The sequence below is a fragment of the Planococcus beigongshangi genome (genome assembly GCF_016820495.1).
In the GTDB taxonomy this organism is placed as follows: Bacteria; Bacillota; Bacilli; order Bacillales_A; family Planococcaceae; genus Planococcus; species Planococcus beigongshangi.
This window is the reverse complement of the sequence record NZ_JADHDU010000002.1, coordinates 435,624-453,450: the sequence shown is the minus strand read 5'-3', so window position 1 is coordinate 453,450 and position 17,827 is coordinate 435,624. Positions and strand designations below refer to the sequence as shown.

Below are 17,827 nucleotides of genomic sequence, written 5' to 3'. Positions count from 1 at the left end.
TAGGGGGATGCATTCTAAATACTTTCTTACTTTATAGAAAGTGAAATGAGATATGGAGCAAAAAAGTGAGACTCCTGCGACGAAGCTGTTTTGCGGAATATCGGTTTTTATTTCTTATGCCCACCGATCAATCGCGTTCTCGCAATGGCGGTGCCGGCTTCAGTGCCGGAGACAGCGCGGTAGATGGAGGCGTAGCCGTATTTGCGGCGGATCTGGTCCATCGCTGCGCCGAGTCGGCGTTTCTCCCACTTCCGTGCTTCGAACAGGCTTAATTGCATCGATGATTCCTCTTCCAGGCTGCCGATTGAGATCGAAATCCGGCGGACCGCCCTGTGCTGGAAATGCTCCCGGAAAATGTGTTGGCATACTTTATAGATCTGAAGGGTTTCGTTGGTGGCTTCTTCGAGGGAGCAGGACCGGGAAAAGCCGCCGCCATAAACGGATTTGCTGTAACCGACGCTGAGATGGATTGTGCGGCCAGCACGTCTCGCGAGCCGGGTGCGCATGGCGATATCTTCGCACATTTCCAGAATGATGGTCATGATGTCTTCCACTTCTATGTAATCGCGGTAAAGGATCTGGCCTTTGCCGTAACTGACCTGGCCTGCGACAAGAGGGGAGCCGATGTCCGACAGGTCGATGCCGTTTGCATGCTGGTAGAGCTGGTGGCCGAGGATGCCAAAACGTTCTTCCAGCACGGCGAGATCCGTGCAGGCAAGATCGCCCACGGAAAAAATGCCCATACTGTTGAGGGTCTGTTCGGTTCGGGAACCGATTCCCCACATCTTGTTGAGCGGTGTGAGCGGCCATAATTTTTGGGGGACATCATCATACGTCCATCTGGCGTAACCGGAATTCTTGGCATCCAGATCGAGTGCGAGTTTGGCCAGCAGCATATTGGGGCCGACGCCGACTGCTGACGGCAGGCCGAACTGCCGCACCAGGGCATCCTGGACATGTTTCACGAGAATATCGGTATCGCCCCATAATGAGTCGGCGTGGGTGAAGTCGATGAAGCTTTCGTCGACGCTGTAGACATGGACGGCATCTTTCGGGACGAATTCTTTGAGCAGGTCGGTGATCGCCATTGAAACTTGAAGGAAAAATTCCATTTTCGGCTGGAGCAGCCGGATGCGCGGATCGTCCGGAATTTCGAACAGCCGTGTACCGGTGCGGACGCCGAAATCTTTTTTCATCAGGGGTGATGCCGCGAGTACGACGCTGCCTTTCCGTTCCTGATTGCCGACAACGGCAATGTGCGCTTCGAGCGGATCGAGGCCTTCGCTGATAGCGGCGCAGCTGGCATAAAAACCGCGCATATCCAAACAAGCGATCGTCCGGTCCGGCAAGTTCTGTATTTCCATCTCGGCACCTCCTCAGGTTAAGAACATTTGTTCTTATTCTATACCTCGCCGCGGGGAGCGGCAATCCTCTTTAGTGCAAATAAATCATTTGCCATCAAATAATGGGAGGAATGCGTGATTTGTATCATGGAACGGGAAGTATTTTTTCCGTTTACCAGCTGCACAAACGGGTAAACCCGGAATAGGCATATAAATAGCTAGCGAAAAATGCGCATGCTATAATCGGTTTATAGTTTGGTAAAACTAAGGAGGAATTATTCATGGCAATTGTACACGGAACAGATCAGAACTTTTCACAGGAAATCTCAGAAGGATTGGTGCTGGTTGATTTTTGGGCAACTTGGTGCGGACCTTGTAAAATGATTGCTCCTGTATTGGAAGAGCTTGACGCTGAAATGAGCGATAAAGTGAAAATCGTAAAAGTGGACGTTGATGAAAACCAGGAAACTGCAAGCCAATACGGCATCATGTCGATTCCGACTCTTCTCTTGATGAAAGACGGAGAAACAGTTGATAAGGTTGTCGGCTTCAGACCGAAGGAAGCTTTGGCTGAATTGGTTAACCAACACGCATAATTCTTAACCGGGTCCTGGATGGCCCGGTTTTTTAATAGGGTGAGAAAATGGCAAATACAATGATCCAACACAAATTGGCGGTGCTCCCTGATCAGCCCGGCTGCTATCTGATGAAGGACCGGCAGGAAACGGTCATCTATGTCGGCAAGGCGAAGGTGCTGAAAAATCGGGTGCGTTCGTATTTTACAGGCAGCCACGACGCCAAAACACAGCGGCTGGTCAATGAAATCGAGGATTTCGAATACATCGTCACGACTTCTGAAAAAGAAGCGCTGATCCTGGAATTGAACCTCATCAAAAAGCATGATCCGAAATACAATATCATGCTGAAAGACGATAAATCCTATCCTTACCTCAAGATCACGGCAGAACGCCATCCAAAGCTGATCATTACGCGGCAGGTCAAAAAAGATAAAGGCAAATATTTCGGGCCATATCCGAACGGCTATTCGGCAAGTGCCACGAAAAAGCTGCTCGACCGTCTTTACCCATTGCGGAAATGCCATCAGATGCCGGACCGGGCCTGCCTTTATTATCATATGGGGCAATGCCTGGCACCTTGCATCAAGCCGGTGGAAAAAGAGACCTATACGGAAATGATCGATGAGATCACCAGATTCCTGAATGGCGGGTTCCGCGAGGTCAAAGAGGATCTCGTGGAGAAAATGTCCGAAGCCTCGGAGAACCTTGAGTTTGAACGGGCCAAAGAATACCGGGACCAGATCAGCCACATTGAAAACGTCATGGAAAAACAGAAAATGGCGATGAATGATTTCACCAACCGCGATGTTTTCGGCTATGCCGTCGACAAAGGCTGGATGTGTGTGCAGGTCTTTTTCGTGCGCCAGGGCAAACTGATCGAACGGGATGTCTCCTTATTCCCGCTCTACCGCGATCCGCAGGAAGAATTCATGACGTATCTCGGCCAGTTTTACGAGAAGTCGAATCATGTGAAACCGAATGAGATCCTATTGCCGGAGGGCGTAGATGCAGAGCTGGTGAAAGAATGGCTCGGCGTCCGCACACTTGTGCCGCAGCGCGGTAAGAAGAAAGACCTTGTCCTGCTGGCGAAGAAGAATGCTGAAATCTCCATTAAAGAGAAATTCCAGCTGCTGGAGCGCCAGGAAGAACGGACGATCGGGGCATGCCAGGAACTCGGCGAAGCAATGAACATCGAAACGCCTCTGCGTATCGAAGCGTTCGACAACTCGCATATCCAAGGCGCAGATGCGGTATCTGCGATGATTACGTTCATCGACGGCAAACCCTCGAAAAAAGATTACCGTAAGTATAAAACGCGCACGGGATCGAAGCCCGATGATTACGCAGCGATGCGGGAAGTCATCCGGCGCCGCTATTCGCGTGTGCTGAAAGACGGATTGCCGCTTCCCGATTTGATTGTCATTGACGGAGGGAAAGGCCAGATGTCATCGGCCCGTGAGATTTTGGAAGATGAACTTGGTTTATCGATCCCGATTGCAGGGCTGGCGAAAGATGCCAAACACCAGACGTCGCAATTATTATACGGCGATCCGGTCGAAGTCGTACCGTTGAAACGGACGAGCGAAGCGTTCTACCTGATGCAGCGCATCCAGGATGAAGTCCACCGGTTCGTCATCACATTCCACCGCCAATTACGAGGCAAGAATTCGATCGTCTCGGCGCTGGACGGACTGGAAGGCGTGGGCCCGAAACGCAAACAGCAGCTGCTCAAGCATTTTGGATCCGTCAAACGAATCAAAGAAGCGGACACAGCTCAATTGAAGGAAGCGGGCATGCCGCAAAAGATAGCGGAATCAATCCAGCAATATTTTGCGGAAGAGACGTTGTCATCGGATTGAGTTCGTGTTATCGTAGTACCATAATTGAATCACTTTAAAAAGTGGTGATAGAGGCGCGGACGTCAAGAGTAGCCATCCGGAGATTTGCAGAATCTGTGAAGGATGGGGAAAGGGACGGTCGCCGAAGTGTGTGAAGGCTGCAGCCGAACATGCTGGTTCTGCATTTAAGAGATGCAGGGCTGTCAGAGTCGTACTCTGGAGGGCTATCTCACATGGACGTAATATTTCGTACATGATGAAAGAGGTAGTTTGCCGGTTCACCGGCGGGCTGCCTTTTTTTGTGTCTGGTTCCGGCGTCCGGCCCCTCGGGGCTGAATGGACGCCGGCACTTTTCACAGTGAGGGCCACATTATATGTGGGAGTGAAGAATGGATGAAAACGGTAGTAATGAAATTTGGCGGTACGTCTGTAGCAACACCGGAGAAAATCATGGAAGTGGCAAAAAAGGCGATTGCTGAAAAAGAACAGGGTAAACGGGTGGTCATCGTTGTCTCGGCGATGGGCAAAACGACCGACACACTGCTCGGGCTTGCATCGGAAATTTCAGCCGAGCCGCCGAAGCGCGAGATGGATATGCTGCTCGCGACCGGCGAACAAGTGACGATTTCGCTGCTCGCAATGGCTTTCAAGCAGCTGGGGCATGAAGCTGTATCGTTCACGGGCTGGCAGGCAGGCATCGAGACGGAATCGGTGCCGCGCAACGCCCGCATCGAACAGATCCATACAGGCCGTCTCGAAGCTGTTCTGGCCAATGGCTTTTTCGCGGTCGTTGCCGGATTCCAGGGCGTCGACCGGATCGGCAACATTACAACACTTGGCCGCGGAGGATCTGATACGACAGCCGTTGCGCTGGCGGCGGCACTCAGCGCCGAGAAATGCGATATCTACACAGACGTTGACGGCGTCTATACATCAGACCCGCGCTTCGTACGGGGCGCCCGCAAGCTGGAGCAGATCTCCTATGACGAAATGCTTGAGCTCGCCAATCTGGGTGCCGGCGTGCTGCATCCCCGTGCTGTTGAATTTGCAAAGAACAATAATGTCCCGTTAACCGTCCGGTCGAGCATGTCAGACGAACCGGGAACTATCATACAAGAGGTGATAACTGTGGAAAAAAATCTGATCGTCCGGGGCGTCGCATTCGAGCCCGGAATCGCCCGTGTAACCGTTACATACAATAAACCCTTCAACGGTTCACTCGCGAACATCTTCATGACATTGGCGGGGAACCATATCGACGTCGATATCATTGTCCAAAGTATTTCGGAGGAATTCCCGCCTTCCGTTTCATTTTCAATAAAAGAGGAAAGTCTTGAAGAAGCGCGCCGCGTACTTGAAGACAATAAAGAAGCGATCGGCTTCAAATCGAGCGAGTTTGAAGTCGGGCTTTCGAAAGTTTCCATCGTCGGATCCGGCATGGTCTCGAATCCGGGTGTCGCTGCCCGCATGTTCGATATTCTGCGCACGTCCGGGACACCGGTGAAGATGGTCAGCACATCGGAGATCAAAGTCTCCGTGGTGGTGCCTGAATCGGATATGGAAAAAGCCGCAAATACGCTGCACGAGGCGTATGGCTTGGGGTAAAGGAAGGAGGGGGAGTTTCCCTTTCTTTTTTTGTGCGTGGTGGGAAGTGTGTTTGCACTCAGACTTACACCGCGTGGAAATTGATGAAATAAATAAAAACTGAATGGCAATTATGGTAGACTCGGCGATTCGATCGCCGGGTCTTTTCATATTTATTATGGAAGGAAAAAGATGAAGCTTATTATCACCCCCATCTAAGTCAAACGCGGAGCATCATTATTACTCATACCCAAAGCAAAAGACGGAACCCCTTAGTACCTGAAATCGGGCGGGGCGCACCCCGCCCACTGGGCAGTCCGCAGCCGCGGACTGCTTTCAAATCAGGGCTTGAATTTTATATCGGAAAGAAGCAGAAGTTGTCATCTTTCTCCTGTACAGTAGTGCTATAATTCAGTTAACTTAACGGAGAGGAAGCGATGGGGATCGGGGAGAAAAGCTTAAAAATGTGGGAAGGTGTTAACCTTTTGTTGGACCGCTTGCCGGAAAGGCATCCGGAACAAGACTATTTGAAAAAGGAGTTTTACCGTTACGAAGCAGGCTGGCAAGGGGAGAAGAGGCTGGTTTCGAAGATGATTGAATTTCATTGGCCCGAACCTTATGAATTATTATGGGATGTCGGACTGCAGTTCGGTAATTGGAAGGTGCAGCTCGATGGCCTGCTGGTGACTCCACGCTGTATCATCATCATCGAGTCGAAGAATATCAGCGGCAGAATCCATTTTGATGAAGTGACTTCCGAATTTTATAGATTCAACACTGAGGGGGAGAAAGGCGTGTTTGAGGATCCCTTGGTGCAGCTGTCCAAGCATGAACGGTTTTTGGAAGTATGGCTGAACAAAAAGAAAATCGGGCATCCCCCGATCACCGGAATGGTCGCATTCACATCCAGGCACTGTGAATTTATTGCCAAGCCGGCCGGCAAGCACATCTGCAAAACGTATCAGGTGATTGAGGAACTTTACAGGATTCTTGAGATGCATGAACCTTTGGCCGACTCCCCTAGGCCGATCAAAACCCGCCGTCTCATCGAATCAAATCTGTGCCCCTACGAGCGGCCGCCTTTATGTGAATATTACCGGATTGACCCGCGTGAGTTGAAGACGGGCGTGAAATGCAGCGAGTGCGGACAGATAGCGGTGGAGCGTCTTTATAAAATTTGGAGATGTAATATGTGTGGAGGCCAAAGCACAAATGCTCATGAGTTGGCTCTGCAGGAGTATTTCACTTTGGTCAGTAAAGAAATCGACAGCAGAGAATTTCGGCGTTTTACCGGTATTAAGTCGAGGCATGCAGCTTTCCGTATTCTTTCAGCTGCCAACCTGATGACGATAGGCAGCAAGAGAAACCGCAAATATCTTTCGGAAAAATAATTCATCCAATAAAAACACCTTCTTAATGAGGGTGTTTTATTTTATTGGAATGAGAGATTATTACTAAGTTGAGCACAAACGAGGTTCTCTCGCGCATAAAAAGTCGTTTCCCGCGCACAAACACCATTCTCCCGCGCACAACGATAGCTCTCCCGCGCACAAATCCGGCTCACCGCCCACAACCTCAAAAATCCCCGCAAAAAAAACCGCCCCACACCCGTGAGACGGCCAGATCGACTTCATATTCCATTCAAAAGAGTTCGCGCACGTCTGTTTTTAAGGTGATTCGGACAATTTTCTTCCGCGGCAGCACTTCTTCATATGCTTCCGTCAAGAAACCGTCGATTTTCTGCTTTTGCTCCGCCAAAAAGCCGGCCTCCAACTTGAAGCAGCGGTTTTCCACCTTTAGAGGGTGCAGAACGAAGGTCGTTTCGCCTTTTCCGGATTTTTCGAGCACCAATTTGCCGAATCCGGCTTCGGCAAAGAATCCGGCCGCCTCGTCCAATGAAAAAAGAGGGAATTTGCGGGCGAGTGATTTGCCGGCCCAATAGAGGAGGTCGCTTTCGTGTTTGCCCAGAATATCTGATAATACATAATCGCGAATAATTTCATAACCGAAATGATCGGTGATTTCAGGTTCTTTAACAGTCATCGTAAACCAACTTTCAATATGTAGAAACCCCGAAGGGAATCTTCTGAATAAAGGCAAGTTGCCTTGACGCTCCTAATTGAGCGGAGTACAATAAATATGTCATATTATTGTATCATGATGATTTATGCAGTCAATGGATGCTTTCGTAAAATATCGATTGCTCTGTTTGCTGCCTTATTAATGTTTTGAGGAGGGTAAAAGTTTTGGAAAATCGTGAATTTTTATTGCGCAGGTTGCATTCATTGCTCGGAATCATTCCTATCGGTATATTCCTTACACAGCATTTAATCGTCAACCACTTCGCAACACAAGGTGTTGAGGCATTTAACAACGCATCCCACTTCATGGCGAACCTTCCGTTCGTAATCTTCCTGGAGATTTTCGTTATTTATCTGCCGATTATGTATCATGCTTTCTACGGTGTATACATAGCTTTCACTGCAAAGAACAATCCGGGACATTACAGCTATATGCGCAATATCCTGTTTACTGCCCAGCGTTATACGGGAGTATTCCTTGTGGTCTTCATCGCATGGCACGTATTTGAAACGCGCTTCCAGGTGGCAATCGGTGCCGCTGAAGCCGATTTCAACATGATGGCCAATATTTTAGGCAACCCTTGGATGTTCGCATTCTATGTTGTCGGTGTAATCACAGCGGTATTCCACTTGGCGAACGGCCTGTGGTCATTCCTGGTTACTTGGGGAATTACTCAATCCGAGAAAGCTCAGCGTTATTCGACTTACTTCACACTTCTGGTGTTTGTAGTATTGTCTGTAATCGGTGTCCGCGCTTTATTGGCATTCGTTTAATAACGAATCGATCATTGGTTAATTAAAAGAGGAGTGAATACCAAAATGGCGAAAGGCAAACTTATAATTGTCGGTGGCGGGCTTGCCGGTTTAATGGCGGCTGTTAAAGGCGCAGAGGCTGGCGCGTCAATCGATTTATTTTCCATCGTTCCGGTTAAAAGATCCCACTCAGTGTGTGCACAGGGCGGCATCAACGGAGCGGTAAATACAAAAGGTGAAGGCGATTCACCGGATATCCACTTTGACGACACGGTATACGGCGGGGATTTCCTTGCCAACCAGCGTCCAGTCAAAGCGATGACAGATGCGGCACCAGCGATTATCCGCCTGCTTGACCGCATGGGCGTCATGTTTAACCGTACGCCTGAAGGCTTGCTCGATTTCCGCCGCTTCGGTGGAACGATGCACCACAGAACGGCATTTGCCGGTGCGACGACTGGCCAGCAATTGCTTTATGCACTTGATGAGCAGGTGCGCCGCCACGAAGTAAGCGGTCTTGTACAGAAATACGAAGGATGGGAATTCCTTGGACTTGTTCTGGATGAAAACGGCGTCAGCCGCGGAATCACTGCACAGAACATGACGACAATGGAAATCAAAGCGTTCCGCGGCGATGCTGTCATCATGGCTACCGGCGGACCTGGAATCATCTTCGGAAAATCGACGAACTCTGTGATCAACACAGGTTCAGCGGCTTCTATCGTTTATCAGCAAGGCGCTTATTATGCAAATGGTGAATTTATCCAGATTCACCCGACTGCGATTCCGGGAGACGACAAACTTCGTTTGATGTCTGAATCGGCACGCGGTGAAGGTGGACGTATCTGGACATATAAAGACGGAAAACCTTGGTATTTCCTCGAAGAAAAATATCCGGCCTACGGTAACTTGGTTCCCCGTGATATCGCGACCCGCGAAATCTTCGATGTCTGCGTTAACCAAAAGCTTGGCATCAACGGTGAAAACATGGTTTACCTGGATCTGTCACACAAAGATCCGAAAGAATTAGATATCAAACTTGGCGGAATCATCGAGATCTATGAGAAATTCACAGGCGATGACCCACGGAAAGTTCCGATGAAAATCTTCCCGGCAGTCCATTATTCAATGGGCGGATTATGGGTTGATGACCATCAGATGACTAGCATTCCAGGCGTTTTGGCTGCCGGCGAATGTGATTATTCTCAGCACGGTGCAAACCGTCTGGGCGCAAACTCGCTTCTTTCCGCAATTTACGGCGGAATGGTTGCTGGACCAAATGCGCTTGATTACATCAAAGGCCTTGAAGTGCTTGCTGAAGATATGCCGGAAGACATCTTTGATGCTGCGGTTGCTGAAGAGCAGCGCAAATGGGATGAGATCCTGTCATTGAATGGTACGGAAAACGCTTATGTCCTTCACAAGGAACTTGGTGAGTGGATGACGGATAACGTTACAGTTGTACGCTACAACGATCGTCTTCAGAAAACGGACGAGAAAATCCAGGAATTGCTTGAGCGTTTCAATAATATCAACATCACAGATACACAACTCTGGAGCAATCAAGGCGCAATGTTCACACGTCAGCTGAAAAATATGCTACATTTAGCACGAGTGATCACACTTGGAGCGTTGAACCGCAATGAGAGCCGCGGAGCTCACTACAAACCTGATTTCCCGGAACGTAACGATGAAGAATTCTTGAAAACGACTATGGCGAAATTCAATGGCTACGATGCGCCAATCTTCCATTATGAAGATGTGGATACTTCACTGATTCCGCCGCGCAAGCGTGATTATTCAGCCAAAGCATAAGTTTTGAGTCAAAGAAGGGAGATAAAATTACTATGGGTGAAGCAGCAAAAACGGTAATATTCGAAATCGAACGCCGTGATTCAACTGATAAAGAGTCCTATTTCGAGAAATTCGAATTGCCTTACCGTCCGAACATGAACGTCATTTCGGCATTGATGGAAATCCGCCGCAACCCTGTCAATATGGAAGGGAAGAAAACGACACCTGTAAACTGGGACATGAACTGCCTTGAGGAAGTTTGTGGAGCTTGTTCAATGGTCATCAATGGTAAAGCACGCCAGTCGTGTACAGCTCTTGTCGACCAATTGGAACAGCCGATCCGTTTACAGCCGATGAAAACATTCCCTGTTGTCCGCGACTTGATCGTTGACCGCAGCCGCATGTTCGATTCATTGAAAAAAGTCAAAGCTTGGGTTCCGATCGATGGAACGCATGATCTTGGCGAAGGTCCACGTATGCCTGAGCGTAAACGCCAATGGGCTTACGAACTTTCAAAATGTATGACTTGCGGTGTTTGCCTTGAGGCATGCCCGAACGTCAACGAAAAATCCGATTTCATCGGAGCTGCGCCACTTTCACAAGTTCGCTTGATGAACGCGCATCCGACTGGCGCCATGAACCGTGACGAGCGTCTGAACGCTATCATGGGCGAAGGCGGCCTTGCAAGCTGCGGTAACTCACAAAACTGTGTTGAATCTTGCCCTAAAGGTATTCCTTTGACAACTTCAATCGCAGCGTTGAACCGTGAAACGACTGTTCAAATGTTCCGCAACTTCTTCGGAAGCGACCATGCAGTCTGATCGATCAGCCAGAACCTCCACATTTGTGGAGGTTTTTTTATTGCCAGTGGAATGGGGGCAGATAATTATCAATATCATAGCTTCGAAAAATGAAAATGAGAGCCTGCCAGTGCTGTTTTTGTTATACTGATAAAATAGTATCTGAAATTTAACTGGAGGCAAGGGTATGAAAGCCAATTACATTACCGATTTTGACCAATGGAAAAAAGAATTCAACTTTTCAGCACCAGTGCAAGTGCGATTTTCAGAGACGGATATGTTCGGTCACGTCAACAATACGGTGCCGATCACGTATTTTGAATTTGCGCGCATTGAATATATGAAGGAACTCGGCCTCATGCAGAGATGGCTGAAAGGGAACGGTGATTTATTCCCGGTCATAGCCGACATGCAAGTCGATTACACACAGCAGGTCTATTTTGATGAAATGCTGGATGTCTACGTGAAAATCGCTTCCATCGGCAGGTCGTCGATCGATGTCCATTATTGGGTTGTCAACGCAAAAGGGGAGACTTGCTTTACCGGAAGAGGTGCTATGGTGCAGATTTCAAAAGCTACAGGCAAAGGCCATCCGTGGACACTGGAAGAAAAAGAGCTGTTTGAAAACAAGCAGATGATTTCCGCGGAAATTTAAGTCTCTTCTTGCTAAATAAATCAAAAACCTTCACTATATAAAATAATAGTTGTATTCAAGGAGTGGACATGGATTATGAATGAAAACACAAATGGCATCCCGCATGACCAAGAACGCGTTGCATTCATGGAAAAGGAACTGCGCTATATTTCCGGCATCATCAAGCAGAAAGGACGGGAAATCCTGAATTCCTACACCATTACGCCGCCTCAGTTCATCGCGTTGCAATGGCTTTTCGAACATGGCGACATGACGATCGGCGATCTGTCGAACAAAATGTATCTGGCATTCAGCACGACGACCGATCTGGTGGACCGCATGGAAAAGAATGAACTTGTTGTGCGCATCCGCGAAGAACAGGATCGCCGAGTCGTACGCATCAAATTATTGAAAGAAGGCGAGCGGATCATCGAAGAAGTGATCCAGAAACGCCGGGACTACCTGCAGAATGTATTGACTGAATTCAGCGAAGACGAAGTGGAGCAATTTTCATTCCTGTTGGAGAAATTGCACACGAACATGAAATAGAGGCGGAATCATGCAAGCAAATGCGCCAATCGGAGTGATCGATTCAGGTGTCGGAGGACTGACGGTGGCAAAAGAGATCATGCGTCTCCTGCCGCATGAAAAGCTGATCTACATCGGGGATAATGCCCGATGTCCATATGGACCCCGGCCCCAGGCGGAAGTAAGGAAATATACATGGCAAATGGCGCGTGCTTTAATGGGGAAGAATATCAAACTGCTCGTCATTGCATGCAACACGGCAACTGCGGCCACGCTCGACAGCCTGCAGAAGCAATTGCCGATTCCGGTGATCGGCGTCATCTTTCCGGGAGCCCGTGCAGCGATGAAGGCATCGCATGACAGCCAGATTGCGGTTCTGGGCACGGAGGGCACAGTGAAGAGCGGAGCATATGAACATGCTTTGAAGTCGTTGAAATCATCCTGCCAGATTACGCAATTGGCCTGCCCGAAATTCGTCCCTCTCGTTGAAAGTGATGAATATGAAGGGGAGTTTGCGCGGAATATGGTCAGGGAGACGCTGGCGCCTTTGAAAGCTGAAGCGTTTGATACGGTCATTCTCGGCTGTACGCATTATCCGCTGCTTCAGCGCTTCATCGAAAAGGAAGTCGGTCCGTCGGTGACTGTCCTGTCCTCTGCCGCCGAGACGGCAAAAGATGTCGAAAATCATCTGCGCTTCCAGCATATGCTGGCTGAAACCGGCCATAAGCCTGTGCATAAATTTTACACGTCAGGTTCCATGGCGATTTTCCGGTCCATCATAGAGAAATGGCTTGCGATCGAACATCCGGATGTCCGCCAAATAAAATTCCTTTAAACCTGATGGCCTGGTCATCGGGTTTTTTGTCGCCCATAAAAAAATATGGTACGCTATTCGAGTAAATATAAGGAGGATATCCATGACAAGAACAGACGAACGAAATCCGGGCGAGCTCCGTCCCATCCATATTGAAGCAGATTATTTGATTCATCCTGAAGGGTCTGTGCTGATTACGGTCGGCCAGACGAAAGTGATCTGTACCGCTACCATCGAAGAAAAGGTCCCCGGGTTCCTGAGAGGCCAGGGCAAAGGCTGGATCACCGCGGAGTATTCGATGCTGCCGCGTGCGACGGGCAGCCGTAATCGCCGAGAGGCATCGGCAGGTAAAATCGGGGGCCGTACGATGGAAATCCAGCGTCTGATCGGACGTGCGCTCCGTGCAGTGGTCGACCTGGATAAGCTGGGCGAACGTACACTGTGGCTGGACTGTGATGTAATCCAGGCGGACGGCGGCACACGTACAGCGTCAATCACCGGCGCGTATGTCGCCATGGTGATGGCCATCAGCAAATTGGAGTTGCCGGCATTCCCGGTTACCGATTTCCTGGCAGCGACAAGTGTCGGCATCACAAAAGACAACGGCGCAATTCTGGATCTGGATTATATCGAGGATTCAACAGCTGAAGTCGATATGAACCTGGTGATGACAGGCAAAGGCAATTTTGTTGAATTGCAGGGGACGGGTGAGGAATCGACGTTCACACGCGCGCAATTGAATGAATTATTGGATCTTGGAGAACAAGGAATCCAGCGTCTGATAGAAATCCAAAAAGAGGTTTTAGGTGACATGGCACTGAGAATCGGAGAAGAAACGAGGTCGGAACTATGAAAGAGATCATCATCGCCACAAAAAATAAAGGCAAAGCGAAAGATTTTGAAGCATTGCTCGAGCCGATGGGCTATAAAGTGCTAACATTGCATGACGTCGCTCCGCATATGGACGTCGAAGAAACAGGCGTAACATTCGAAGAAAACGCGATCCTGAAAGCTGTTGCGATTGCTGAAGAACTACAGGCAACCGTCATTGCAGACGACAGCGGCCTTGAAATCGATGCGCTTGGAGGCGAACCGGGCGTCTATTCTGCACGCTATTCGGGTGAACAGAAGAACGACAGCTCCAATATCGACAAAGTCCTTCAAAAAATGGTGCAGATCCCGGAAGAGGAGCGGACAGCCCGTTTCCGCTGTGTATTGGCACTGGCAGCACCTGGAGAGAAGACGCAGCTCTTCGAAGGTGTCTGTGAAGGATTGATCGCCACTGAACGCGAAGGCGATAACGGCTTTGGCTATGATCCGATTTTTTATGTGCCATCTTTGGATAAAACGATGGGGCAAATGAAACCAGAGGAAAAAGCCTCTATTTCGCATCGTGGAAATGCTATTCGTGAACTAGGGAAAGCGATGCCTGGCCTAAGCAATAACTAAGCTACAAGTGATTTTATATAAATTATAATGTTTTTTTAAAATAGCGTTGACATTTCAGAGAAACATTTCTATAATTAAAATTGTCTTTCGAAATAGAATGCATCAGCCGCTGCCAAGCAGTGAGAAAATGCATTTCATTTCAAAGCAATGTCCCAGTAGCTCAGCTGGATAGAGCAACGCCCTTCTAAGGCGTCGGTCGGGCGTTCGAATCGCTCCTGGGACGTAAAAACGCGAGAAAGCCTCCCTGCCATTTATTGGCAGGGAGGTTTTTCTTTGAGCATTTTGTGAACCCCTTGAAAAACGGAATTCTATTTCCGTGAAATCCATTCATTAATGCCCTCTATTTTGCTAAACTGTAGATGGCCTGATCGGAGAATATGCGGATTTCGGCAGGACCCATGAAATAAAAAAGGATGAACAACCGGCAATGATGAAACTTCCACTTAAGATAGCATTGGCCACCTTGGTTTTATTGATAGGATTCAGCGGCAATGCCGCTTACGATATTTGGACATATGCAGAGACGAACGAACTGGTGCATGCGGACGCTGCGATCGTCCTCGGCACCGCGGTATGGGGAGATGAACCGTCGCCTGTGTTCCGCGAACGCATCAACCATTCGATCTGGCTGTATGAAAATGATTATGTAGAAAAAATCATCTTCACTGGCGGCAAAACGAACGGCTCGGAACTCGCCGAATCGGTCGTAGCAAAAACCTACGCAATGGCCCACGGCATTCCGGAAGAAGATATCTACATAGAAGACCGCTCGCTCGTGACGATCGAAAACTTCCGCTATGTGGAAGAGCTGGCCAATATCAACGGCCTGATGAATTTCCTGGTCGTCAGTGATCCGCTCCATATGAAGCGGGCGATACAAATGGCTGAGGATACCGGCTTCGATGTATTTGCTTCGCCGACCCAGACGTCGGAATATAATTCATTGAAAACGATCGTGCCTTTTTTCTTCCGTGAAATCGGGGCATACGTCGCGTACTCGTTTTCGATCGGTGATTGATGCATTAAAAACTCTTTCTTCTGAAAGGGTTTTTTCTTTATTTTTGCATTGAAATCATTTTAGGAGTGGTATAGTAAAATAAACCGGACAAGCAGACAAGGGCAACGGCTGGCGCACTTGAGGACAGGTTTAAAAATTTTTTATTTAGGCAATGCTGTAGAGGTAAGGAGCATTGTGCGAGGGAGGTGAGTTGCATGCGTAAAAAATACAGGGATCTGAAAAGGAAAGGCAATGTGGTGGTGTTCCCGACAACGATCAGCCGGCTGCTGACCGAAGGCATGACGCTTTTGAAGCAGGAGCGGTATGAAGAGGCAAGGGACGGGCTCTACCAGGTGCTGACTTATGAACCGGAGCATCCGGCGGCGCTTGGCGCTTATTCCTATTGCCTCTATGAGCTGGGGGATTATGAGGAGGCGCTCGAAGTCTGCAGGGAGCTGTTGAATGTCGGACCGATCCATTACCTGGAAACGATGGAGCTATACATAAGCATTTTAATGCAGGTGCGTGAGTTTGAAGAAGCTGAGAGCGTGATCGAAGCGTTGATCGAGGAAAATGTGCTGCCGGCGGAACGGCTGGAACAATTTCACTTGCTGCGGGATCTGAATGAACGGATCGCTTCCAAATCAATTGAAAAGATCGATGCAGACCAATTCTCGACGGAAAAGTTCCTGAAGCTGAAACCTTATGAACAGGAACGGAAAGTGATGGAGCTTCCGCATTCCTCATTCAAAGCGCTGACAGCGAAAATGATAGCGCTTGTCGAACATCCGGATATTGATTATTTGACCAAGACATACATACTGTTCATCCTTCATCAGGAAAAGATCCACGCAAAAGCGAACATACATAAATATCACTGGAATCAGGAATTCAGCATCGCAAATCTGCCGGATCCGAAAAACAGTCCGCGGGTAAGAGGCATAAAGGAGATTTTCGCTGAGCAGCTGGTAAAAGATCCGACACGTCTCCAAATGGTCAATGAACTGTTCGAACGCCATGTCTATCTGTTCTATCCATTCCTGATGGATGATTACGATGAAAAAGAAGTGGCGGAAGCGTATCTTTCCTATCTGGAAGGATTGTTCACCGGACAAGGGAATTTAACAGGCGCCGAAGACTTGCATCAGCTGATCGTCCAGGCCGAAATGTGGTTTGAAATGCGCAATGAATAGAAATAGTTGAACCTCGTATCAGGTATGATATAATATTGAAGTTGTCTAAATTCGTATAAACGAGAGAATGACTTTGTAAAAAATGTTTGGAGGGCTTATATATGTCAGCAAAATGGGAAAAGCAAGAAGGTAACACAGGAACACTTACAGTCGAAGTTCCAGCCGAGGAAGTAAACGCAGGACTTGACAAAGCGTTCAAGAAAGTCGTTAAGGAAATCAACGTACCAGGATTCCGTAAAGGGAAAATGCCGCGTCAAATGTTCGAAAAACGTTTTGGTGTAGAATCTTTGTACCAGGATGCGATTGACTTCATCTTGCCGGATGCTTACGCAAACGCTGTAGAAGAAGCGGGGATCAACCCGGTTGACCGCCCTGAAATCGACATCGAAACAATCGAAAAAGGCCAGCCGCTTGTATTCACTGCTAAAGTGACTGTTAAACCGGAAGTTCAGCTTGGCGAATATAAAGGCCTAGAAGTGACTAAACCGGCTACTGAAGTGACTGACGAAGAAATCGAAGGCAAATTGAAAGAGAACCAAGAGCGTTTCGCTGAACTTGCTGTCAAAGAAGACGAAGCGATCGTCGAAGGCGATACAGCTGTCATCGATTTCGAAGGATTTGTAGACGGAGAAGCGTTTGAAGGCGGAGCAGGCACTGACTACTCGCTTGAAATCGGTTCTAACTCGTTCATCCCAGGCTTCGAAGAGCAATTGGTAGGCGTTAAAGCAGGCGAGGAAAAAGATGTGGAAGTGACTTTCCCTGAAGAATACCACGCTGCTGAACTTGCAGGAAAAGCTGCAACGTTCAAAGTGAAAGTTAACGAAGTGAAAGCAAAAGAACTTCCTGAATTGAACGATGACTTCGCAAAAGAAATCGATGCTGAAGTTTCAGGTCTTGACGAACTCCGCACGAAAATGAAAGAAGCAGCTGCAGCTGATAAAGCCGCTAATGCCGATGCCGTTTTACGTGACGAATTGGTTCAAAAAGCAGCTGAAAACGCAACAATCGATATTCCGCAGGCAATGATCGATTCAGAAATGGACCGCATGATGCAGGACTTCGAACAACGGTTGACTCAGCAAGGCATGAACCTTGAATTGTACTTCCAGTTCTCTGGACAGGACGAAGCGGCTCTTCGTGAGCAGATGAAAGGCGACGCAGAAACGCGCGTACGTGTTTCATTGACGTTGGAAGCAATTGCTGCAGCTGAAAACATGGAAGTGACTTCTGAAGATATCGATAAAGAGCTTGAGAAGATGGCTGGCCAGTTCAATATGGATATCGAGCAGATCAAAGCTGCACTTGGCGGCACTGAAATGCTTGAAAACGATATTCGCATGCAGAACACAGTTGAATTCCTTGTTGAAAATGCGAACATCACTACTGAAGTGGAAAACGCTGAAAGCGCAGAATAAATTATTCATAGCAAAAAAATAGGACA

Annotated in this window: 17 protein-coding genes, 1 tRNA gene and 1 riboswitch; of the genes, 16 read left to right on the top strand and 2 right to left on the bottom strand. The window is 48.4% G+C overall.

Annotated features, from left to right (window positions below):
- Positions 1-107 precede the first annotated feature (107 nt).
- A complete protein-coding gene (locus tag IQ294_RS06365) occupies positions 108-1,364 on the bottom strand; it encodes a Y-family DNA polymerase (RefSeq protein ID WP_203333165.1) in 1,257 nt (418 codons plus the stop codon).
- Between the two features lie 260 nt (positions 1,365-1,624).
- Between IQ294_RS06365 and trxA the strand changes: the two genes are divergently transcribed.
- From trxA to IQ294_RS06345, 4 genes are all read left to right on the top strand, one after another.
- On the top strand, positions 1,625-1,939 hold the full coding sequence (gene trxA, locus IQ294_RS06360; protein ID WP_203333164.1) for a thioredoxin: 315 nt from the start codon (positions 1,625-1,627) through the stop codon (positions 1,937-1,939).
- Positions 1,940-1,986: 47 nt separating this feature from the next.
- Positions 1,987-3,780 carry an excinuclease ABC subunit UvrC gene (uvrC, locus tag IQ294_RS06355; RefSeq protein WP_203333163.1) on the top strand — a complete coding sequence of 598 codons (1,794 nt, stop codon included), beginning with the start codon at positions 1,987-1,989 and terminating at the stop codon, positions 3,778-3,780.
- Positions 3,781-3,820: 40 nt separating this feature from the next.
- Positions 3,821-3,994, top strand: a riboswitch (Lysine riboswitch).
- Between the two features lie 158 nt (positions 3,995-4,152).
- Positions 4,153-5,364 (top strand): aspartate kinase, encoded by a 1,212-nt coding sequence (locus IQ294_RS06350; RefSeq protein ID WP_203333162.1) that lies wholly within the window; start codon positions 4,153-4,155, stop codon positions 5,362-5,364.
- 416 nt (positions 5,365-5,780) lie between these two features.
- A complete protein-coding gene (locus IQ294_RS06345) occupies positions 5,781-6,734 on the top strand; it encodes a nuclease-related domain-containing protein (protein WP_203333161.1) in 954 nt (317 codons plus the stop codon).
- Between the two features lie 250 nt (positions 6,735-6,984).
- Here IQ294_RS06345 and IQ294_RS06340 read toward each other — a convergent pair whose 3' ends face one another.
- Positions 6,985-7,386 (bottom strand): YslB family protein, encoded by a 402-nt coding sequence (locus tag IQ294_RS06340; protein WP_203333160.1) that lies wholly within the window; start codon positions 7,384-7,386, stop codon positions 6,985-6,987.
- Positions 7,387-7,589: 203 nt separating this feature from the next.
- Between IQ294_RS06340 and IQ294_RS06335 the strand changes: the two genes are divergently transcribed.
- The 12 genes from IQ294_RS06335 to tig all read left to right on the top strand — a co-directional run bounded on the left by IQ294_RS06335 (position 7,590) and on the right by tig (position 17,801).
- The gene (locus IQ294_RS06335; protein WP_203333159.1) at positions 7,590-8,198 is read left to right on the top strand and encodes a succinate dehydrogenase cytochrome b558 subunit; all 609 of its coding nucleotides are present in this window, start codon (positions 7,590-7,592) and stop codon (positions 8,196-8,198) included.
- Positions 8,199-8,243: 45 nt separating this feature from the next.
- Entirely contained in the window at positions 8,244-9,992 is a 1,749-nt protein-coding gene (gene sdhA, locus IQ294_RS06330) for a succinate dehydrogenase flavoprotein subunit (protein ID WP_203333158.1), read from the top strand.
- A gap of 32 nt (positions 9,993-10,024) precedes the next feature.
- Complete coding sequence (gene sdhB, locus IQ294_RS06325) at positions 10,025-10,792, top strand: succinate dehydrogenase iron-sulfur subunit (protein ID WP_203333157.1); 768 nt, start codon at positions 10,025-10,027, stop codon at positions 10,790-10,792.
- Positions 10,793-10,958: 166 nt separating this feature from the next.
- On the top strand, positions 10,959-11,426 hold the full coding sequence (locus IQ294_RS06320; RefSeq protein ID WP_203333156.1) for an acyl-CoA thioesterase: 468 nt from the start codon (positions 10,959-10,961) through the stop codon (positions 11,424-11,426).
- A 75-nt stretch (positions 11,427-11,501) separates the two neighbouring features.
- Complete coding sequence (locus IQ294_RS06315) at positions 11,502-11,954, top strand: MarR family winged helix-turn-helix transcriptional regulator (protein WP_203333155.1); 453 nt, start codon at positions 11,502-11,504, stop codon at positions 11,952-11,954.
- Between the two features lie 10 nt (positions 11,955-11,964).
- Positions 11,965-12,768, top strand: coding sequence for a glutamate racemase (gene racE / locus IQ294_RS06310; RefSeq protein WP_203333154.1), 804 nt, complete (start codon positions 11,965-11,967; stop codon positions 12,766-12,768).
- 82 nt (positions 12,769-12,850) lie between these two features.
- A complete protein-coding gene (gene rph, locus IQ294_RS06305; RefSeq protein ID WP_203333153.1) occupies positions 12,851-13,600 on the top strand; it encodes a ribonuclease PH in 750 nt (249 codons plus the stop codon).
- On the top strand, positions 13,597-14,196 hold the full coding sequence (locus IQ294_RS06300) for an XTP/dITP diphosphatase (RefSeq protein WP_203333152.1): 600 nt from the start codon (positions 13,597-13,599) through the stop codon (positions 14,194-14,196). Before rph ends, IQ294_RS06300 begins: the two co-directional genes overlap by 4 nt.
- 149 nt (positions 14,197-14,345) lie before the next feature.
- A tRNA-Arg gene (locus tag IQ294_RS06295) sits at positions 14,346-14,419 on the top strand.
- A 204-nt stretch (positions 14,420-14,623) separates the two neighbouring features.
- Positions 14,624-15,214, top strand: coding sequence for a YdcF family protein (locus tag IQ294_RS06290; RefSeq protein ID WP_203333151.1), 591 nt, complete (start codon positions 14,624-14,626; stop codon positions 15,212-15,214).
- A 194-nt stretch (positions 15,215-15,408) separates the two neighbouring features.
- Positions 15,409-16,386: a tetratricopeptide repeat protein gene (locus IQ294_RS06285; RefSeq protein ID WP_203333150.1), complete on the top strand. Its 978-nt coding sequence runs from the start codon at positions 15,409-15,411 to the stop codon at positions 16,384-16,386.
- Positions 16,387-16,487: 101 nt separating this feature from the next.
- Positions 16,488-17,801: a trigger factor gene (tig, locus tag IQ294_RS06280; protein ID WP_203333149.1), complete on the top strand. Its 1,314-nt coding sequence runs from the start codon at positions 16,488-16,490 to the stop codon at positions 17,799-17,801.
- Positions 17,802-17,827: the final 26 nt, after the last annotated feature.